This is a genomic window from Campylobacter sp. CNRCH_2013_0855 (genome assembly GCF_025773025.1).
Classification (GTDB): domain Bacteria; phylum Campylobacterota; class Campylobacteria; order Campylobacterales; family Campylobacteraceae; genus Campylobacter_D; species Campylobacter_D jejuni_C.
The window spans coordinates 1-19,154 of sequence record NZ_JAKMTE010000017.1 but is presented as its reverse complement, the minus strand read 5'-3'; the positions used below and the strand labels follow the sequence as shown (position 1 = coordinate 19,154).

Annotated in this window: 21 protein-coding genes and 1 pseudogene; 6 read left to right on the top strand and 16 right to left on the bottom strand. The window is 30.7% G+C overall.

Annotated features, from left to right (window positions below):
* The 4 genes from L8X40_RS07585 to moaC all read right to left on the bottom strand — a co-directional run.
* Positions 1 to 1,070, bottom strand: a 1,070-nt coding sequence (locus L8X40_RS07585) for a cache domain-containing protein (RefSeq protein ID WP_263667623.1), incomplete at its 3' end; no start/stop codon positions are given.
* A 65-nt stretch (positions 1,071 to 1,135) separates the two neighbouring features.
* Positions 1,136 to 2,257, bottom strand: a complete 1,122-nt coding sequence (locus L8X40_RS07580) for a hypothetical protein (protein WP_087700907.1) — start codon at positions 2,255 to 2,257, stop codon at positions 1,136 to 1,138.
* A gap of 12 nt (positions 2,258 to 2,269) precedes the next feature.
* The gene (locus L8X40_RS07575; RefSeq protein WP_039667882.1) at positions 2,270 to 2,533 is read right to left on the bottom strand and encodes a DUF493 family protein; all 264 of its coding nucleotides are present in this window, start codon (positions 2,531 to 2,533) and stop codon (positions 2,270 to 2,272) included.
* Positions 2,511 to 2,984: a cyclic pyranopterin monophosphate synthase MoaC gene (gene moaC / locus L8X40_RS07570; RefSeq protein WP_214100738.1), complete on the bottom strand. Its 474-nt coding sequence runs from the start codon at positions 2,982 to 2,984 to the stop codon at positions 2,511 to 2,513. Before moaC ends, L8X40_RS07575 begins: the two co-directional genes overlap by 23 nt.
* 87 nt (positions 2,985 to 3,071) lie before the next feature.
* Here moaC and L8X40_RS07565 point away from each other — a divergent pair, with 87 nt between their 5' ends.
* The gene (locus tag L8X40_RS07565; protein ID WP_263667622.1) at positions 3,072 to 3,233 is read left to right on the top strand and encodes a highly acidic protein; all 162 of its coding nucleotides are present in this window, start codon (positions 3,072 to 3,074) and stop codon (positions 3,231 to 3,233) included.
* Between the two features lie 238 nt (positions 3,234 to 3,471).
* On the opposite strand, the gene L8X40_RS07560 is transcribed toward L8X40_RS07565, so the two are convergent.
* On the bottom strand, positions 3,472 to 3,948 hold the full coding sequence (locus tag L8X40_RS07560; protein ID WP_087700904.1) for a cysteine permease: 477 nt from the start codon (positions 3,946 to 3,948) through the stop codon (positions 3,472 to 3,474).
* Positions 3,949 to 4,055: 107 nt separating this feature from the next.
* On the opposite strand from L8X40_RS07560, the gene L8X40_RS07555 reads away from it, so the two are divergent.
* On the top strand, positions 4,056 to 4,439 hold the full coding sequence (locus tag L8X40_RS07555; protein WP_214100737.1) for a group III truncated hemoglobin: 384 nt from the start codon (positions 4,056 to 4,058) through the stop codon (positions 4,437 to 4,439).
* 16 nt (positions 4,440 to 4,455) lie between these two features.
* Here the strand turns inward: L8X40_RS07555 and L8X40_RS07550 are convergent, their stop codons facing one another.
* The 4 genes from L8X40_RS07550 to recA form a co-directional block, all read right to left on the bottom strand.
* Positions 4,456 to 5,139: an AMIN domain-containing protein gene (locus L8X40_RS07550; RefSeq protein ID WP_087700902.1), complete on the bottom strand. Its 684-nt coding sequence runs from the start codon at positions 5,137 to 5,139 to the stop codon at positions 4,456 to 4,458.
* A complete protein-coding gene (locus L8X40_RS07545) occupies positions 5,129 to 5,305 on the bottom strand; it encodes a hypothetical protein (RefSeq protein WP_250322464.1) in 177 nt (58 codons plus the stop codon). Before L8X40_RS07545 ends, L8X40_RS07550 begins: the two co-directional genes overlap by 11 nt.
* 101 nt (positions 5,306 to 5,406) lie before the next feature.
* The gene (eno, locus tag L8X40_RS07540) at positions 5,407 to 6,651 is read right to left on the bottom strand and encodes a phosphopyruvate hydratase (protein WP_039627777.1); all 1,245 of its coding nucleotides are present in this window, start codon (positions 6,649 to 6,651) and stop codon (positions 5,407 to 5,409) included.
* Positions 6,651 to 7,685: a recombinase RecA gene (recA, locus tag L8X40_RS07535; RefSeq protein ID WP_087700900.1), complete on the bottom strand. Its 1,035-nt coding sequence runs from the start codon at positions 7,683 to 7,685 to the stop codon at positions 6,651 to 6,653. The genes eno and recA overlap by 1 nt, the downstream gene beginning before the upstream one ends.
* A gap of 109 nt (positions 7,686 to 7,794) precedes the next feature.
* Between recA and L8X40_RS07530 the strand changes: the two genes are divergently transcribed.
* From L8X40_RS07530 to L8X40_RS07520, 3 genes are read left to right on the top strand one after another with little or no spacing between them, the layout of a single operon-like run.
* Positions 7,795 to 8,658: a menaquinone biosynthesis family protein gene (locus L8X40_RS07530; protein ID WP_214136299.1), complete on the top strand. Its 864-nt coding sequence runs from the start codon at positions 7,795 to 7,797 to the stop codon at positions 8,656 to 8,658.
* Between the two features lie 26 nt (positions 8,659 to 8,684).
* Entirely contained in the window at positions 8,685 to 8,951 is a 267-nt protein-coding gene (fliQ, locus tag L8X40_RS07525; protein WP_012660903.1) for a flagellar biosynthesis protein FliQ, read from the top strand.
* On the top strand, positions 8,948 to 9,724 hold the full coding sequence (locus L8X40_RS07520; protein WP_261530459.1) for a UDP-N-acetylmuramate dehydrogenase: 777 nt from the start codon (positions 8,948 to 8,950) through the stop codon (positions 9,722 to 9,724). Before fliQ ends, L8X40_RS07520 begins: the two co-directional genes overlap by 4 nt.
* Here the strand turns inward: L8X40_RS07520 and L8X40_RS07515 are convergent.
* The 6 genes from L8X40_RS07515 to L8X40_RS07490 all read right to left on the bottom strand — a co-directional run bounded on the left by L8X40_RS07515 (position 9,717) and on the right by L8X40_RS07490 (position 16,825).
* Complete coding sequence (locus tag L8X40_RS07515) at positions 9,717 to 10,367, bottom strand: hypothetical protein (protein ID WP_263667621.1); 651 nt, start codon at positions 10,365 to 10,367, stop codon at positions 9,717 to 9,719. The two genes, L8X40_RS07520 and L8X40_RS07515, sit on opposite strands and share 8 nt — an antisense overlap.
* Positions 10,367 to 11,125: a 3'(2'),5'-bisphosphate nucleotidase CysQ gene (locus L8X40_RS07510; protein WP_263667620.1), complete on the bottom strand. Its 759-nt coding sequence runs from the start codon at positions 11,123 to 11,125 to the stop codon at positions 10,367 to 10,369. The genes L8X40_RS07515 and L8X40_RS07510 overlap by 1 nt, the downstream gene beginning before the upstream one ends.
* 40 nt (positions 11,126 to 11,165) lie before the next feature.
* A complete protein-coding gene (locus tag L8X40_RS07505) occupies positions 11,166 to 12,344 on the bottom strand; it encodes a cation:proton antiporter (protein WP_087700895.1) in 1,179 nt (392 codons plus the stop codon).
* Positions 12,325 to 13,161: a biotin synthase gene (locus L8X40_RS07500; RefSeq protein ID WP_214100742.1), complete on the bottom strand. Its 837-nt coding sequence runs from the start codon at positions 13,159 to 13,161 to the stop codon at positions 12,325 to 12,327. Before L8X40_RS07500 ends, L8X40_RS07505 begins: the two co-directional genes overlap by 20 nt.
* Positions 13,161 to 15,245: a type I DNA topoisomerase gene (gene topA / locus L8X40_RS07495; protein WP_250325633.1), complete on the bottom strand. Its 2,085-nt coding sequence runs from the start codon at positions 15,243 to 15,245 to the stop codon at positions 13,161 to 13,163. The genes L8X40_RS07500 and topA overlap by 1 nt, the downstream gene beginning before the upstream one ends.
* Before the next feature lie 113 nt (positions 15,246 to 15,358).
* Complete coding sequence (locus L8X40_RS07490; RefSeq protein WP_214136302.1) at positions 15,359 to 16,825, bottom strand: flagellin B; 1,467 nt, start codon at positions 16,823 to 16,825, stop codon at positions 15,359 to 15,361.
* Positions 16,826 to 16,983: 158 nt separating this feature from the next.
* Between L8X40_RS07490 and L8X40_RS07485 the strand changes: the two genes are divergently transcribed.
* A complete protein-coding gene (locus L8X40_RS07485) occupies positions 16,984 to 18,453 on the top strand; it encodes a flagellin B (RefSeq protein WP_214136303.1) in 1,470 nt (489 codons plus the stop codon).
* Positions 18,454 to 18,464: 11 nt separating this feature from the next.
* Here the strand turns inward: L8X40_RS07485 and L8X40_RS07480 are convergent.
* Positions 18,465 to 19,154: pseudogene (locus L8X40_RS07480) on the bottom strand (hypothetical protein); the annotation flags it as partial.

Here is a 19,154-nt window from a genome sequence, read left to right as displayed (position 1 = left end):
GTTTGGAGTCCATGAATTTTTTCAACAATACCTTTTTTTACATAAAAATAAATAGCTATTATAATGATAAATAAAACAATGATAGATATTATAAATACAATAAACATTAAAGAGTTAGCTGGTTTTTCTACAGATTTTTTAGGAGCTATAGTAACAACACTCCAAAAATCTTTAGAACCTTCCCATAGATTGAAATTTATAAGTTGAGCTAAATTTTCTTCACCTGTTGATGCAGGTATAAAGACGAATAATCCGTTTTCTTTAGAATTTTGCAAATCCAATATTTTTTGTGCACTTGGATGAGGGTTGATTTCTGTGATAATTTTGCCTACATATTCAGCTTTTGGACTTGAGATAATTAAACCCCCATTGGAAATTAATAAACGCTGATCGTTTGCGAATAAGCTTTTTTTCGGATCATTTAATTCTTCTCTTAATAAATCTATGCGAACAAGCATTCCTATTGCACCAATAAGCTTATCATTTTTTCCAAAAATAGGGAGGGCGATATTAACTAGAGATATTTTTTCTCCACCTACAGAGTAATCTTTAGGTCTTCCAACTGCTGGTTGTTTGGTTTGTAAAACTTTAGTAATAGAATTTTGTTGCATAATTTCATCTTCGGCTTGAAGAAATTTTACAGAACCTTTTTGTTGAGGATTTTCATCCTTAGCTAGAAGCAAAAATTGACCTGATGGTGTAAAATTTAGAGGAATTTTTTCTCCGTGATATTGGTTAAGATGGATATATGCATAATAAGTCCAAGAATTTGAGTCTAGCATACTACTTAACAAAATTTTTAAATCTTCTATATCTAGATTTTCATCTTTGCTTGCAAAATTTTTAATAACTCCTTGTGCTGTTTCAAGTGTTGAATATGCATTTTGAGTAATTGCTTGAATTCCATTGGCATACCTATTGGCACTACTTAATAGGAGTTTATAGGCTTCAGTATTAAGCATTTGATAGCTTTTTGAAACTATGACTGTTGATAAAATTCCTATACCAATAAAAACGACAAAGGATAATATTAAAATCATTTTTATGGTTAAATTTAATTTTTTGAACATCTTTTACCTCTTTTATTTTTGTGTATTTTAAGTAAAAATACTATCTTGCATTTTTTAATATTTTTTTATCTTTTTATTAACATCTTAGCTTTTTCCCATAATCTTACCCCTAATTCTTTTGCGTTGTTTTTATCTAAACTTTTATATTTATGACTTGCAAGTTTTTCAAGCTCGCTTAGCTCTTTAGCTAAGTTATTAAGTTTGTTTTGTGCTAATTTACTAAAATCATCAATTTTTGGATTTTGTTTAATTTCATTTATTTTAATAAGGATTTGTTCTCTATTTTCTTGTATAAGGCGTTTAAATTTAGCAAATAAAGTGTCAAATTTATTTTCTAATAAATCTTTAAGTATATCTTTTACAGGGTTATTAAGTTCTAATGATATTTTTTTAAGCATTTGGATAAATTCTTGCTCTATGTCTATAAGTTCTTTTTCTTTGTTTTTTAAATCATGTTCTAAAGCGCTATATGCAAAACTTGCTTTAAATTTTTCAATCGCCAAAGAAATTCCTTCTTGCGTTCCATAAATACTTCCTATGCATAAATCATAAGCAAAAACTTTTGATTCATTAGCAAGTTCAAAAGCTGCATTTAAAATCACTTGAGAGATTTTTAAAATTCTTTCTTTTTCAAAACTTCCTTCGCAAATTGCATTAAATACAAGGTTTTTAGCGATTTCACAAGAAGTAAGTTCTATATTTTCACCTTTTTCTAAAGTTGTAATAAAAGCGCTTTCAGCAGTTTCTTTTAAAAGACCTAATATTTCTATATCATAAAGCATAGCATCATTGATACTTATATTAAATTCATTTAAATTTAAATCTTTTAAAGTCTTTTCTAAGTCAAAAAAATTATCGCAAATTTTGTGCTTAATGGTGTTTTTTTGTTCTTCAATTTTTGTTTTTAATTTGCCATATTCATTAATATAAGCAAAAAATGTTTTTTTATCTTCTTCCACTCTAGCTTTGATGATGCCTTGGATTATTCTAGAAATATTTTCTTCATTTATAAGTTCAAGTTTTTCTAATGCCTTAGAAAAGATGGCAAAAAGTTCTTCATTGCTAGTATTTTCAAAACTAATTTTTTTATAGCTTAGATTAAAAACAAGTTCGCTGATTAAGCTTGGAATTTCATTTTTTTCACAAGCTAAGAGAGAATTTTCAAAAATAATGGCTAAATTTTTCATAGTTTTTCCTTTTTATAGTACAAATTTGGCTTTGCTTTTTAATTGGTTAAAAATATTTAAACGATCACTTTTACTATCGACATAAACACTTAAAAGATAGCTTTTATATGTGCCTTGCTTGCTAGTATTTGAGATTTTGTATTTAAATTCTCTTTCATTAAGTATTTGAGTGAAAACTTCTAAGGCATCAACACCAGCTTCAAAAACGACTTTATAGTCCCAAAAAGTAGGATAATTTATAATAGGTTCTTTTTTAAGATCGCAAATATTTACCACTTTTTCCTCCTTCCTTGCTTTCTAAAACTATATCAGTAATTTGCATACTTTTATCAATAGCTTTAACCATATCATAAATAGTTAAAAGTCCAATGCTAACAGCTGTTAAGCTTTCCATTTCTACTCCGGTTTTTCCTTCACATTTTATGGTTACGAAAAGTTTAAAAGAGTATTCTTCTTTGTTTTCTTCTATATGAGTTTGTACTTTTGAAATCATTAAGGGATGACACATTGGAATGAGATTTGAAGTTTGTTTAGCTCCCATGATGGCTGCTATGATAGCAGTTTGTAAAACAGGTCCTTTTTTAGCTTTGTTTTCAACGATAGCTTCAAATGCTTCTTTGCTCATATATATTTTACCACTTGCACAAGCTTTTCTTTGAGTAATATCTTTTTGACTTACATCTACCATTTTGGGATGGTTTTTTTCATCTAAATGCGTTAAATTCATATTTTTCCTTGAGTAAAGTTTGAAAAATTATACCAAAATGTATCTTTTTATATTAAAATACTACTAAAAAATTTTAAAGGATTTATAATGGCTTATGATGATGAAGAATTTGAAAATTACGATGATGAAATGTATGATGAAACAGATGATGATACTTATGCAAATAATCAAAGATCGTATGATTATGATGATGATGATTATGAGTATGATGATGATTATAGCGATGATGATACTTATGAGATGGATTAAGAGTGAGTAAAAATCTTGGTAAAAAAGATATAAAATTTTAGGTCTTTCTTCTTTGAGAGAGACCTTGGAATTTTGGTATTTTTTGTAAATTATATTTCTAAAGATTTTTTCTTGAAAATTAAGCCCATTTTTTTTACAAATATTTAATAATTATAGGATTTTTGCTGTAGGATATTTAGCTAAGTCACTTTGGTGCTATAGCAATGGTGTATTTTGATGATAAATTTGGTCGTAAAAGTTAGTAATACCCAACGCACATACTCTCAGTAATTTTAATACGTTTTTCTAAAGGAGTAGGGCTAAAAAAATGACATTTTTCGATATAGATATTACAATTATAATCTAAATTTAAAAAATCGTAAAATGCCTTTAAATTTACAAATTTAACTCCACAAACCTCTTTAATATCTAAGATTTTATAAATTTGAGAGTTATTTTTTTCTACTAAATGGGAGGGAGCTAAAGTGGTAAATGAGCAAAAAGCACTTGCTAATACAAAGCCATTTAAGTTTTCACATTTTTGTATGAGATGTTGATGTTTTTTTAAAATACTTTTTTTGTGTAAAAATACCACCCTTGTGCCTTGATAGCGTCCTGCTTGAACATTTTTCCAAAATTTATAAGCATTTTTTGAAATTTTTGCTAGTTGATGTAATTGTATATTTAAAACATAATCATCTAAAAATTGATTGGGTGGTAAAATAGTATAAGTCATATTTTTTCTTTTAAAGTTTTTTGAAATTATACTAAAAATTAACATTTATCTATATTTTTAATTTATAAATTTATTACAATTATCAAAAATTATTTTTAAGGAAAAATATGAAATTTGAAACTATTAAGCATGATGGTATTAAAAAACTTATGGATATTTTTTATGCAAAAATTAGAGTTGATAAGAATTTGGGACCCATTTTTAATGAAAAAATTGGCACAGATGATGAGAGTTGGAAAAAGCATAAAGAAAAAATAGCAAGTTTTTGGGCAGGAATGTTTTTAGGTGATCCAAGTTATAGTGGTTCTCCTTTAAGAGCTCATCATGAACTACCTCCATTTCCAAGAGAATTTTTTGACATTTGGCTTAACTTATTTGATGAGAGTTTGCAAGAAGTTTTTGAAGATGAGCCAAGAAGTATCATCATAGAAAGAGCTAGAATGATAGCCCAAAGATTTCAAATGATTATTTATGATCATAGATTTGCTTAAGAGTTACAAAAAACTCTTAGCGATAGTTAAAGGTATATAAATTTTCGCTACGAGAGTATTGGTAGCTATATTTTCCATCAAGATATATTACCAGACGATAATATCCTTTGTGTGATCCAAAGACAACTTTTTTAACCTTTGCTGTATTTACTTGCAGTGTTTTAGTATTGAAATTTTGTTTTTTTGCAAAATCTATAATAATTTTAGTTGGATCTCCTATGGATAAATGTCTTAACATTTTATCTTCGGTTTTAATGTTAATTTTGTTATTATAAAAACTAATAGAAATAAAATTATATATATTTCCACTGAAAAGTGGTGTTTCTATGTTAACTGTAGTGTTGTTTTCTTCTGCTTTTGTATTTTTTACTCCTTGCTCTTGTGGCACAGTAACAGAAACATCAAGTATAGGAGTAGCATTTGGGCTTTTTGATTTTACGAAAGAGTAGGTGTCGTGCCAATTAATGCTTTTGTATATATCTAAGGTTGTTTGTTGTTCAGAACCATCAAGATTGATATAGGTAATGGTAATGTTTTTTAAAATTCTTGCATCAGAATTAAAATTAAAATCTTGCCTTTGAAAAGGACTGAGTTTTACAAATTCAGTATTTTGTTGCTGTAAGTTATTATCAAAAGGATTTTCTTTTGCGTTTAAACACACACAAGAAAGTAAAAATAATATAAAAAAATTAATTCTCATGCGAATTTTCTCCTTTAAGTCTTAAAAGTTGCAAATATTCTTTTTGAGCTTGAGCATTTTTAGCTTTTAGTTCTTCAATATTTTTCTCTAGATATTTTTTTTCATTTTTTAAACTTAATAAAACATCTAGTGAAGATTTACCAAAAAACATATTGCCAAAATACATCGCAACGATAATAGCTACAAATGATAATGCAATAGTTTTGATGAGTTGGTGACGAGCCTCCTTTTTTTTGGAATGCTCATCATACTCTTTTAATAAGTCACTCAGAGTTTATCTCCTAAATACTCATCATTATCAAGTTCAATTTCTAATAAGCGATTGTATTTAGCAGTTCTCTCACCTCTTGCTAGAGCTCCTGTTTTGATTTGTCCTGTATTAAGCGCTACTGCAAAATCAGCTATAAAAGCATCTTCGCTTTCACCACTTCTATGACTCATAATACATCTATAATTATTTCTATGAGCTAACCTTACTGTTCTCATAGTTTGAGTGATTGTTCCGATTTGATTAGGTTTGATCAATACAGCATTTGCCATATTTTTCATAATACCTTCTCTTAAAATATCTTCATTAGTTACAAATAAATCATCACCCACAAGCTGAACTTTATTACCAAGCTTTTGAGTGAGTTTAATCCAACCTTCATAATCATCTTCAGCTAAACCATCTTCAATGCTAAAAATTGGATATTTGGCACATAATTCTTCATAACGCGCGATTAGGTCTTCACTTGAGAAAACTTTACCTTCTAAGTGATATTTACCATCTTTGTAAAGCTCGCTACTTGCTACATCTAGTGCTAGTTTGATTTTATTTTCATAGCCTGCTTTTTTAATACAAGTCATTAAAAGATCAAGTGGTTCAGTATTATTTGCTAAATTTGGTGCAAAACCACCCTCATCACCTAAAGCAGTAGAGTGACCTAAGCTAGCTAGTTCTTTTTTTAATACTGCATAAATTTCACAAACTGATCTTAACCCTTCTTTAAAGCTTGAAAAACCAAAAGGCATGATCATAAATTCTTGAAAATCTACGCTATTATTTGCGTGTGCGCCACCATTTATTATATTGCACATTGGCACAGGTAATACGCTTGCATTTGCTCCACCTAAGTAACGATATAAAGGCACTCCAAGTGCATTAGCAGCAGCGCGCGCTGTTGCCATAGAAATTCCTAAAGTTGCATTTGCTCCTAGGTTGGAATAATTTTTTGTCCCATCAAGTTCTAAAAGAGTATTATCTAGCTGAGTTTGATTAAATGCATCAAGCCCTATAATGTTTTCAGCTATGGTGCCATTGATATTTTCAATAGCTTTTAAAACACCTTTTCCACCAAATCTTTCATCATTGTCTCTTAATTCTAAAGCTTCTTTTTTTCCTGTGCTTGCACCACTTGGAACGATAGCACTACCCACACTACCATCGCTTAGCATGATTTCAGCTTTAATGGTAGGATTGCCTCTACTATCTAAAACTTCAAAAGCTCTTAAATCTTCAATAATCAACATTATTCTTCTCCTTCATCGTCTTCTTTTGCGCCCAAAATCATACTATCTATACCGATTGAGTTTTGTATAGCTTGAGTGATTTCATCTGCAATAGCTGGATTTTCTTTTAAAAAGGCTTTGGCGTTTTCTCTACCTTGACCAAGCTTAGAAGCCTTGTAAGAAAACCATGCACCACTTTTATCAATAATATCAAGTTTTACACCATAATCTATTAGCTCGCCTTCACGACTTACACCCTCGCCAAACATTACATCAAATTCAGCTTGTTTAAAAGGAGGGGCTACTTTGTTTTTAGCTACTTTTACTTTAACGCGGTTTCCAATAGGCTCATCGTTTTGTTTTAAAGTTGCTGTTTTTCTTACATCTAAACGCACTGAAGCATAAAATTTTAATGCATTTCCACCAGTGGTTGTTTCAGGTGTGCCATAGCCCATCATACCTATTTTCATACGAATTTGATTGATGAAAATTACAGTAGTGTTCATTTTATGAACGATACCGGTTAATTTTCTTAAAGCTTGGCTCATTAATCTTGCTTGAAGACCTACATGCTGATCTCCCATATCACCTTCAATTTCTGCTTTTGGAGTAAGCGCAGCAACACTATCTACTACTATTAGATCAATAGCCCCGCTTCTTGCTATAGTTTCAACGATTTCTAAGGCTTGCTCTCCAAAATCTGGTTGAGAGATGTAAAGATTTTCTGTATCAACACCTAAATTTTTTGCATATCTCACATCAAGAGCGTGTTCAGCATCGATAAACGCACAAACTCCACCTTTTTTTTGACATTCTGCGATGATGTGTAAGGTAAGTGTAGTTTTACCTGAACTTTCAGGTCCATAAATTTCTATAATTCTTCCTTTTGGAACCCCGCCTATACCCAAAGCTAAATCAAGTCCAACAGAACCTGTAGGAATAGAATCAATTTTTTCAACTTCTTTATCGCCAAGTCTTAAAATAGTGCCTTTTCCAAAGGTTTTATCAAGACTTTTTAAGGCTGCATCAAGTGATTTTCTTTTATTATCATCCATGCTTATTAATCCTTTTATAATATGTTTAAAATTGTATCAAAAAGAAATTTAATATAAGTTTTTATTTTGAATTTTGCTAAAATACTTTTTTAGATTTTTAAGGAAAAAAATGAATAAAAAAATTAGCGTAGCACACTCTCCTGATGCTGATGATATTTTTATGTATATGGCGATTAAATTTGGTTGGATTGGAAATACTTATGAGTATGAAAATACAGCCTTGGATATACAAACTTTAAATGAACTTGCATTAGAAAATATATACGATGTTAGTGCGATATCTTTTGCACTTTATCCTTTAATAGCTAGTGAATATGCCTTGTTAAAAACTGCTGTGAGTTTTGGTGAGGGTTATGGGCCAAAGCTTATTAAGAAAAAAAATAAAAAATTAAAGCCAAATTTTAAAGTTGCTTTAAGTGGAGCACACACTACTAATGCTTTAATCTTTCGCATAAAATATCCACAAGCTAGGATTGTTTATAAGAATTTTTTAGAGATTGAAAAGGCTGTTTTAGAAGATGAAGTTGATGCAGGAGTGCTTATACATGAGAGTATTTTAGAATTTGATTCAAGTTTATGTGTTGAGGCTGAACTTTGGGATGTTTGGCAAGAATTAGCCAAAGATGATTTGCCTTTACCTTTGGGTGGTATGGCACTTAGAAGATCTTTACCACTTAATGATGCCATAGCGATTGAAAAAGATTTGATTAAGGCAGTAAAAGTAGCGGATAATAATAGAAAAATCTTAGCTTCCATGCTTTTAGAGCGAAATTTAATACGCGTAGATGCACAAAAACTTGATGTGTATTTAAATTTATACGCAAATAAAAATTCTATTAATATGAATGATAAACAATACAATGCTATAGATAAGCTTTTTGAGCTTGGGTATAATCATGGATTTTATGAGAAATTAATAAAAAGCAAAGATTATCTTATACCTAGTGAGTATGAAGAATTTAGAAATTCTTGATAAAATTTGAATTTTAAGGAGAAAATATGGAAAGTACTTTAGTAGCCTTGGGTGTACAAACTTTTAAAATCACACTTATGCTTTCTTTGCCTATGCTTTTGGCAGGGCTTATTGCAGGGCTTATTATAAGTATTTTTCAAGCTGTAACGCAAATTAATGAAGCTACGCTTTCTTTTGTACCAAAAATTTTACTTGTTGTTGTGGTAATAGTATTTTTAATGCCTTGGATGATAAGTTCTATGATTGATTTTACAACGAATATTTTAAATCAAATTCCAAGCTTTATTCGATGATTGTTGATTTTTCTAGGTATTCTTCTGTGCGTATAGGTGCGAGCTTTGAAGTGCAAGTACTTGAAGAGCCTTGCGAATTTAATGGTTTTTTAATAGGCGGGGCAAATAATCTTTTAATCTCTCCAAAACCCAAAAAATTTGGAATTTTAGGGAAAAGTTTTGATTATATTAAAATTTTAGAGCAAAATGAAAAAGGTATGTTTTTAGAGATAGGTTCTAGTGTGAAATCCTTTAAAATGTATCATTTTGCTAAAGAAAATAACTTAAAAGGCTTTGAATTTTTAAGAAATATCCCAGGAACTTTGGGTGGTATTTTAAAAATGAATGCAGGGTTAAAAGATGAGGATATTAGCAAAAACTTAATCAGTATTTGCACTTTTAATCAAGAAATTTTAAAACAAAATATTGCTTTTGCTTATAGATTTAATCCTATTAAAGAAGTGATGTTTAGTGCGAAGTTTTTTTTAGAATATGGATTTAACCTAGCCAAAGATGAGTTTTTAAAAAATGCAAGAAAAAATCAACCCAAAGGTGCTAGCTTTGGCTCCATTTTTAAAAATCCTAAAAACGATCATGCAGGAAGATTGATAGAAGTAGTTGGTCTTAAAGGTTTTAGTAAAAATGATGCGATGTTTAGTAATGAACATGCAAATTTTTTAATCAACAAAAAACATGCTAGTTTTGATGACGCTTTATTTTTGATAGAGCTTGCTAAAAAAAGAGTTTTTGAAGAATTTGGGATTATTTTGGAAGAAGAAGTGGTGATTATATAGTATTTTTAATATCTTCATAAACAATTTTAGCTATTTCTTGGACTAATTCTTGATAAGATTTATTTTTATTGTTTGTGCTAAATTGAGTGCTGATAGTAAGGATTTTATGATCTTTTAATTTTTTTGTTTTAGCATTAAAAAGTTTGTATTCTATGTCGGCTTTGACTTCAAAATTGGAAAAAAGCAAGAAATTTTGTTGGCTTGCTTGAATACTTTTTAAATCTAGCAAAATAATAAAATCAGCCTTTTTAAAACGATTGAATTCTAAAAACTCACTTGCATTAATGAAATTTTTATTTGCTTGTAAGATATTTTGACTATTGATATAAGTTTGATTTTCTTTTTGACTAAGCAAGGCAAAATTATTTTGCTCATTTAAAATAGTACTTAATGCTTTTAGCGTGTCTTTTGCCATGGTTTTGGCATCAATTTTTAAATTTGAAAAATAAAAATTATATTCTTTTTCATAGCTTGGCACTAAAGCTAAGGTGCTAATATATGAGAGTTTATCATAATTTATGTTTTGTTCAAGATTGATGATATTAAAATCATCGTTATTTTGTAATTTGATGATTTTTTTATTCGCAAAAGAGTTAGCATAAATAGCACTTAAAAAACATAAAAACACTAAAAAAAATCTCACTAAAAACCTTTTAATTTAAATTCGTTCTTAGCAAAAGCTATAAAACTTGGAAGTTTAAAATCAGGACTATTATAATCTAAAGCCTTTTTGTCAAAATCGTATAAAATTCCACCATTTTGTTTGACTAAAAAATCTCCCGCGGCTATATCCCAAGCTTTTGGACCACCAAAACGCGGATAAATTCCGGCTTTTGCTTCAAGTAAATATACAAATTTCAAAGCAGATGAAACCTTAATACCTTCAAGATGATTTTGAATAAAAAAATCTTCATTATTATCATGATTTTTAGAGTAAAGGGCTATATTTTTAACTTTTTCGTATTGTTCTAAGTTAAGATTTAAAATTTCATTATTTTTATAAACTTTAGTATGGGTATGTGCATAATAAAATGCATTATTTTCCACATCGCTTATAAGTGAAAGTATAGGGGTGTTTTTGCGGATTAATGCAATTAAAACGCAATATTCTTTATCTTTTTTGGCATAAGATTTAGTGCCATCAAGCGGATCTATAAGCCAAAAATATTCTAAATTTTTTCTTTCTTTATAAGAGAGTGTATTTTCTTCAGAGCATATAGCTATATCGCTTGAAGCTAAAATTTCACTAATAGCTTCATTGGATTTTATATCAGCTAAACCTACCGGAGAATCATCATCTTTAAGCCATAAAGTATTTTTGTCTTTATATTCAAGCAATACTTTAGAGGCTTCTTTGCCTGCCTTTAAGGCTAATTCTAAAAGTGTGTCTAAATTTTCCATAAAATAAAGTATAACAAGTAAAAATAAATACTTAGTAGAATTATTTTCTACTAAGATTATTGATAAATTTAATCAAACTAATAGCTAAAATTGCTTCAAGTAAAGCAGTAAGCACTAACCCTGAATATATGTCTTGAGTAATGATATTGGTTTGATAAGAAAGTGTAGCTACTGCGATGAGTAAGGTTAGTGGCATAGAATGACTTAAGCCAAATAAAAAGGTATTTTTTAAACCAAGTATTTTGAAAAAAGTCATAGCACAAAGTATTCTTAGTCCTATCATAAAAGCAGTTAGTGAAAAAGCTATGATTAAAACTTGAGGGTTTAAAAGCATTTGGAGTTTAAAGCTTGAACCTATGTAAATAAAAAATATAGGGATTAAAAAACCATAACCAAAACTAGAAAGCTTATGCTCTAAATCTTTTTTATGATCAAAAAAAGTAGCTATAAATGAACCAGATATAAAAGCTCCAAGTGCAACTTCAAGTTTAAAATAAATCATAATCGCAACTATGGCTATGAAAATTGCCATGCAAAATCTTATATCTTTTTCATTTTGATCTTGCCAAGGCATAAGTATAGTTTTAAGCTGTGGATACCACCAAAAAAGCACTTCTAAAAATTTAAATCCAATAATGCAAAGTGCTAAAAATCCTACCAAGTATAATAAATTTTGAGTGAGTGAAAAAATATCAGCACCTTTTCCTAAAAATGCCGCAGCTATGGTAAGTAAAACTATACTTACAACTTCAGCTAAAGTGGCTACCACCATGGACACATTAAGCCACTCGCAGTTTTTACCAAAGTCTCTATAAAGCGTTGAGAGCAAACCCACACTCATAACAGGTATAATAATAACAAAAATATAAGAAATATCTATACTTTCAACTGCTAAAATACTAATAGCATATAAAAGTATAATGTATATAAAAGCTTTATTGAGCAAACTTCTTTCTGTGTTTAAAAAGGTTTTAAGATTAATCTCCATACCCGCAATAAACATAAGATAATAAAATCCCGCATTAGCCAAAAGCTTAAAATTCTCACTTTCTCCTATAAAACCTAAAAATCCTATAAAAGAGCCAAGCATGATTTCAGTGGCTGAAAGCGGGAGTTTTAAAAATTTAGCAATATAAGGTGAAGTAAGCAAACATCCTGCCACGACTAGTAAAATTTTTAAATCCGTAGCAGCTTGAGCATCAATGGCATGAGCTAGCAAAGCTAAATCCCATTTGTTTTAGTTTTTGTATGTCCTTGCTAGGTTCTTCGCCTTTAGTTGTAAGATAATCACCTACTACTATAGCACTAGCTCCTGCGTCAAAAATTTCATATTGTCTTTCTTTTAGCACTACTTCTCTACCACCTGCTACCATAATATGTGCATTTGGTAAGTCTTTTTTAGTATCTTTGATGATATTTAACGCCTCATCAGCATTTAATAAATCTTGTTTAAGTTTTAAATTTTCATTTGGTATGAAAAAATTAATAGGCGAGGAAAAAGGATCAAGCTCTTTTAAGCTTGCTCTAAAACTTTTTCTATCAGCCTCGCTTTCTCCAAGACCATAAATTCCGCCACAACAAAGCATTAAGCCTGCTTCTTTAGCATAAAGATTAGTTTGAAATCTTTGTTCCCAAGTATGCGTAGAGCATATGTTTGGAAAAAATTCTTTGGAAGTTTCTAGATTATGATTATAAGAAAAAATTCCTGCTTTTTTTAATTCTTTGAGTTGTTCTAAATTTGCTATACCATTACAAGCTATGAGTAAAAGTCCTTCTACTTCTTTTTGCACTGCATGAGCTACTTTACACACATATTCAAGTTTTTCATCATCAAGTCCAGCGCCTGCTGTAACTAAACAAAAACCCAAAGCCTCGTTTTTCTTAGCTATTTTAGCTTCTAAAACAATTTGATCTATATCTTTTCTTTTGTATTTGTTGATATTAGTTTTCACATGAGCACTTTGAGTGCAGTATTTGCAGTCCTCACCGCACCCTCCACTTGCTATATTAGATATAGCACAAAGCATGATTTGCATTAAATTTCCTTTTTGATTTTGCATTTTAAGCACTCTAAAAATGTGCCTTTTTTAAGTTCTTTGATAATCAAAGTTTCGCCACATTTGCTACATTTTTCTTCACTTGGTTTGTATTTGCTTATATAGTTGCATTTTGGATAAGCACTACAGCCATAAAATTTACCACGCTTAGAAAAACGCTCTACGATCTCACCTTCTTGACAGCTTGGGCATTTTACGCCTATAGTGTTGAGTTTTTTCTCGCTTTTTTCTTCATTTTGTGTTTCTTGTTTTAAATTTCTTGAGTATTTACATTTTGGAAAATTTAAACAAGCTATAAATTCTCCATATCTTCCTTTTCTTATAGCAAGCTCTCCACCACAATCAGGGCAGGTTTCATCTAGCTTTGTGAAAGTTTTTTGGCTTTTTATGTTTTTTTTACCCTCATCAATTTTTCTCATAAAAGGAAAATAAAACTCTCTTAAAACTTCTTGCCAGTCCATTTTACCTTCTGCAATGATATCAAGTTTATCTTCCATTTTAGAAGTAAAATCACTATCTACTATATCGCTAAAGTTTTGTTCTAAAACTTCTGTTACGACAAAGGCTATTTCATTAGGTATGATTTGCTTTTTATCTATATGTACATATTCTCTTGCACTAAGTAAAGAGATGGTTGGAGCATAAGTTGAAGGGCGTCCTATGCCAAGATTTTCTAGCTTTTTAACAAGCCCAGCTTCAGAATATCTTGAAGGTGGCTCGGTAAAATGTGAGTTTAATTCTATATTTTGGATATTTAGTGTATCTTCTAGTTTTAAATTAGGTAAAATTTTATCTTTGTCCATATCTCCATATACTTTATAATGCCCATCAAATAAAATTTTTCTACCACTTATTTTAAAACTTGCTTCATTTGATTTTACATAGACATTTTGAGTTTGAGAGATAGCAGGATTCATTTGTGAAGCTAGGAAGCGATTGTATATTAAAGTATATAGCCTTGCTTCATCTTTTTCTAAAAACTCACTTGCAAGTTTTGGAGTAAAACTAAGATTAGTCGGTCTTATAGCTTCATGTGCTTCTTGAGCGCCTTTGCTTTTAGTAGTATAAATATTTGCTTTGCTTGGTAAGTATTCTTTGCCAAAATCATTTTTGATAAGTTTTCTTACTTCTTCTAAAGCTTCTTTTGCGATGTTTAAGCTATCAGTTCTCATATAAGTGATCACACCCATAATGCCTTGATGTGTTTTTACACCCTCATAAAGTTTTTGAGCGATCATCATGGTTTTTTTAGGGTTAAAACCTAGGCGATTGCTCGCGCTTTGTTGCAGGGTTGAGGTCATAAAAGGCGCTTGTGGGGCTATTTTTCTATCTTTGCTTTCTATGTCTTTTATTTTAAAACTAGCATTTTTGCAAGCTTCAAAGATGAGTTTGGCTCTATCTTCATTGGTTAGACTTAGTTTTTCTATCTTTTGATTTTGAAACTCAACTAGTTCAGCTTGCAAGTCTTTTTCAAAAATCATATCTATGCTAAAGTATTTTAAAGGAATAAAAGCTTTGATCTCTCTTTCTCTATCGACGATGATTTTTAAAGCTGCACTTTGCACACGCCCTGCACTTAAGCCTTTTTGAATTTTTTGATTAAGTAAAGGGCTTAGTTTATAACCTACTATGCGATCAAGTAAGCGTCTAGTTTGCTGAGCATTGACGCTATTTACATTTAAGGATCTTGGATTTTTTAAAGCATTTTCTATAGCACTTTTAGTAATTTCATGAAAAACTATGCGTGGCAGGGAATTTTCATCTTTATTAATAGCCTTAGCTATGTGATAAGCTATGGCTTCACCCTCGCGGTCCTCATCGGTTGCAAGATAGATGGTTTTAGCTTTTTTAGCTTTTTCTTTGAGTTCTTTTACTAAACTTGAATGATCATTTGAAATTCTATATTCAGGTTTAAAATTTTCATCTTCTATTTTTATACCAAAGCTAGTTTTAGGTAGATCTCTAATGTGTCCTTTAGAGGCTATTACTTCATAGTCTTTACCTAAAAAATTACCTATGGTTTTAGCTTTAGCAGGTGATTCTACTATGATTAAATTTTTCATTATTTTCCTTGTGAGGATTAAAATTAGTAAAAGTGTATAAAAAAAAGTTAAATTTTTTGCTTAGAAAAGAAGAAAAGCCCACCAAAAGGTGAGCTTAGGAAATCGTAAGTTGACTACTGAAGTAATCTTAATACATTTTGAGAAGCTGCATTTGCTTGAGCCATAGCATAAGATCCACTTTGAGCTAGAATGTTAGCTTTAGAGTAGTTTGCGCTTTCGCTCGCAAAGTCAACATCTCTAATTTGTGATTCAGCAGCTTTAACATTAACTTGAGTTACGCTAATGTTGTTAATAGTTGATGTGATTTGATTTTGTGTAGCACCGATGTTTGCTCTAATAGTGTCAAGGTTTGCTATAGCAGTATCAGCTATATCCATAACAGCCATCGCACCTTGTAAAGAGGTAACACCAGCTGTTTGTTTTTTGCCAGCAGTATTAGCTGTACTCATAGCATTAAAGCCCATAGCTGAAGCTATATCAGCTGTGATTTCACCTTTAATACTTTCAAGATTTACTGTAGCTTCAGCTGTATTTGTCGTAAGACCAACAGCACTTCCACCTGAGATAAAAATATCACTACCATCGTTTTTAACTAAAGATAATCTACCATAATTTTCTTCTGTAATTTGTGCATCAAGATCGCCTATACTACCGCTTAGTTTAATTCCTCTACCATCAGCTGAGTTTAGAACAAGTTTGCCATCTACTATAGAAGCTTCAACTCCTGTTGTATCTTTTTTAGCATTGATAGCAGAAACTAAAGCACCATTTTTGTCATTAGCATCAAAAACAACCTTACCTATAGTTACACCATTGATCGCAAAAGTAGCACCAGTTGAACCAGCAGTTAGTGCCGAACTTGATATACTTTGAACAGTTGCTGTTGCTCTAACACCTGTTTTATCAGATGCTTTATTAATCTCAGCTGCTAAAGCTCCAAGTCCTGTTCCAACACCTGTAGAAATTGTAACAGGCTGAATAGTATAGTCATTTACTCCATCGTAGTTTTTAATAGTAAAACCAGAACTTCCCCCAGCAGTTACTCTAACACCTGTTTCAAAACGTGTTTGACCAATTTTTGCTGAGTTTGTTGAGCCTATGGTAGCATTTATAGTTTGATTTGCTTTGTCGCCAATTTGAAATTGCGCATTTGCAAAAGAACCACTTAATAATTGTTTACCATTATAAGTAGTGGTGTTTGCTATGTTATCAAGCTCTTCCATAAGTTTGTTGATCTCACCTTGAATCATCGCTCTAGTTTTTGCTGTTTGACCATCTTGAGCAGCTTGAGTAGCTTTAACTTTAATAGTATCAAGTATTTTTAATTGCTCATCCATAGCTTTATCAGCTATTTGAAGCATACTATTTGCATCATTTGCATTGTTAATAGCTTGACCTAAAGAGTTAGCTTGAGTTTTTAAGCTATCAGCTATAGCTAGACCAGAAGCATCATCTGCAGCTGAATTGATTCTCAAACCTGAACTAAGTCTTGCTAAAGAGCTATCTAACGCTCTTGAGTTCATACCTGCATTTACTTGAGCATTTAAAGATGCTACATTTGTGTTAATACGAAATCCCATTTTAAATCCTTTTAAATATATTCGACACCCTCATGCTGTCGTTTAAGCTAAATCGGAAAGAAAATAAAAAGATTTATATTTTTGTATAAAAAAGTTTTATATTTTTTGGAACGCTATTTGCTTTTAAGAGGCTAAGCAATATTTTGAAAGGATTTAAAATGGGTTTTAGAATAAACACCAACATAGGTGCAATGAATGCACATGCAAATTCAACTATCACAGCTAGAGAGTTAGATAAATCTCTAGGAAGACTTAGTTCAGGTTTGAGAATCAATTCAGCTGCAGATGATGCTTCTGGTATGGCTATAGCAGACTCTTTGAGAAATCAAGCTGCATCTTTAGGTCAAGCTATTAACAATGGTAATGATGCTATAGGTATTTTACAAACCGCTGATAAAGCTATGGATGAGCAATTAAAAATACTTGATACTATTAAAGTTAAAGCTACTCAAGCTGCTCAAGATGGTCAAACAGCAAAAACTAGAACCATGATACAAAATGAAATCAATCGTTTGATGGAAGAGCTTGATAATATAGCAAATACTACTTCATTTAATGGTAAACAATTGCTAAGTGGAAATTTTGTTAATCAAGAATTTCAAATCGGCGCTCAGTCAAACCAAACAGTGCATGCAACTATAGGACCAACTCAATCGAGCAAAATCGGTCACACTCGTTTTGAAACAGGTATGAGGGTAACAGCTTCAGGAACTAGTTCTTTTACTATTAAATCTTATGATGGAGTAAATGATTATAAGTTTCAAAGTGTTCCTATTTCATATAGTGTTGGAACAGGACTTGGAGCTTTAGCTGATGAGATAAATAAGGTAGCAGATAAAACAGGTGTTAGGGCAACTGCTGTAGTGCAAACTATATCAAGTGGAACTTTACCTGCTGGTTCTACAGGATCAAATTTTTCTATTAATGGTGTTGTTATTGGTAAAATAAATTTCCAAGAGGGCGACAAAGATGGATCTTTGGTGGCCGCTATAAATTCTAAAAAAGACACAACAGGGGTTGAGGCTTCTGTGGTGGATGGAAAACTCATTTTAAATTCAGCCGATGGTAGAGGGATAAAACTTAGTGGCTCTATGGGTGGATTAGATGGAATTGTGGCTGAGGAAAATTATGGTAGATTATCTTTAGTTAAAAATGATGGTAGAGATATACTTGTTAGTGGGTCAGGAGCAGGTTTTTCTACAGAATCCAATGTGGCTCAAGTAACTGCAAATATGGAGGCAGTAAAAGGACAAATTTCAGCTGATGTTGCTTCTGCTATGGGTTTTAATGTCATGAGTACAGCTGATAATATCTCAACTCCAAAAAGTGCTGGTGTGACCACTCTTAGAGGGGCTATGGCTGTAATGGATCTAGCAGATAGTGCTATTGCAACCCTTGATAATATTAGAGCAGATATTGGTGCAGTGCAAAATCAAATCACAGCTACTATTAATAACATTAGTGTAACTCAAGTAAATATTAAATCAGCTGAATCAACCATAAGAGATGTTGACTTTGCGGCTGAGAGTGCAAATTTTTCTAAATATAACATTTTAGCTCAAAGTGGTTCTTATGCTATGAGTCAAGCAAATGCTGTGCAACAAAATGTATTAAAACTTTTACAATAGTTAAAGCCCTTTTAAAGGGCTTTAAAATCAACTTTTTTTATCGCTTCATTTTGTATAGTTAAAAAACTAATAAAATTTTCAAGCCATTCTTTATTTACTTTTAGCCATTCTATATTTTTTAAAGCTTTTTCTTCTTCTGTGTTGATTGGTTTGACATAAATAATAGCTAGATTACTCTCAAGATGAAAAAACAAAGGTTCAAATAACTCACTTTTAATAAAAGGATTTTTATAAACTTTTATTTTAAAAGAATCTATTTTTTTAATGAGAGAAAGGATGTTTTTGTTTGATTTATTTTCGAAAGTTTTATCAATTTGAGATAAAAGATTTTTTCCTTGTTGTAGGTATTTTGATAAAATACTTAATTGTTTATCTATGGTAAAATGTGTTTTTGTGATACATTTTTCTAGTTTTTTTTGATTTTTTATCGGAAAAGCAAAATGAGGTTTTGTCTTTTTTAGGAATTCTTTACAAATTGTAGAAAAAGTGATTTCTAATGCACCTTCTATCCTAGCTCCACCTTCTGTGGCATTGTAGGTGGTAATGTTGATTTTTTTAACCAACTCTATATCTCTTTGAAAAGTTTTTCTAAAAATATCCCAATATATGTTCGTCTCAACCTTACCATTACCACCATAAGCAGTAATAAATAAATCTGTTTTTCTATCATTTTCTATAGTTTCTCCATGGACATAGTCTTT

Coding starts and splice junctions, on each gene's coding strand:
- L8X40_RS07565 (WP_263667622.1), top strand. CDS start 3,072: ATGGCTTATGATGATGAAGAATTTGAAAATTACGATGATGAAATGTAT.
- recA (WP_087700900.1), bottom strand. CDS start 7,685: ATGGATGATAATAAAAGAAAATCACTTGATGCAGCCTTAAAAAGTCTT.
- L8X40_RS07550 (WP_087700902.1), bottom strand. CDS start 5,139: ATGAGAATTAATTTTTTTATATTATTTTTACTTTCTTGTGTGTGTTTA.
- L8X40_RS07500 (WP_214100742.1), bottom strand. CDS start 13,161: ATGCAAATCATGCTTTGTGCTATATCTAATATAGCAAGTGGAGGGTGC.
- moaC (WP_214100738.1), bottom strand. CDS start 2,984: ATGAATTTAACGCATTTAGATGAAAAAAACCATCCCAAAATGGTAGAT.
- L8X40_RS07560 (WP_087700904.1), bottom strand. CDS start 3,948: ATGACTTATACTATTTTACCACCCAATCAATTTTTAGATGATTATGTT.
- L8X40_RS07555 (WP_214100737.1), top strand. CDS start 4,056: ATGAAATTTGAAACTATTAAGCATGATGGTATTAAAAAACTTATGGAT.
- L8X40_RS07545 (WP_250322464.1), bottom strand. CDS start 5,305: ATGTATTTTGGCAATATGTTTTTTGGTAAATCTTCACTAGATGTTTTA.
- topA (WP_250325633.1), bottom strand. CDS start 15,245: ATGAAAAATTTAATCATAGTAGAATCACCTGCTAAAGCTAAAACCATA.
- L8X40_RS07485 (WP_214136303.1), top strand. CDS start 16,984: ATGGGTTTTAGAATAAACACCAACATAGGTGCAATGAATGCACATGCA.
- L8X40_RS07520 (WP_261530459.1), top strand. CDS start 8,948: ATGATTGTTGATTTTTCTAGGTATTCTTCTGTGCGTATAGGTGCGAGC.
- eno (WP_039627777.1), bottom strand. CDS start 6,651: ATGTTGATTATTGAAGATTTAAGAGCTTTTGAAGTTTTAGATAGTAGA.
- L8X40_RS07580 (WP_087700907.1), bottom strand. CDS start 2,257: ATGAAAAATTTAGCCATTATTTTTGAAAATTCTCTCTTAGCTTGTGAA.
- L8X40_RS07530 (WP_214136299.1), top strand. CDS start 7,795: ATGAATAAAAAAATTAGCGTAGCACACTCTCCTGATGCTGATGATATT.
- L8X40_RS07490 (WP_214136302.1), bottom strand. CDS start 16,825: ATGGGATTTCGTATTAACACAAATGTAGCATCTTTAAATGCTCAAGTA.
- L8X40_RS07510 (WP_263667620.1), bottom strand. CDS start 11,125: ATGGAAAATTTAGACACACTTTTAGAATTAGCCTTAAAGGCAGGCAAA.
- fliQ (WP_012660903.1), top strand. CDS start 8,685: ATGGAAAGTACTTTAGTAGCCTTGGGTGTACAAACTTTTAAAATCACA.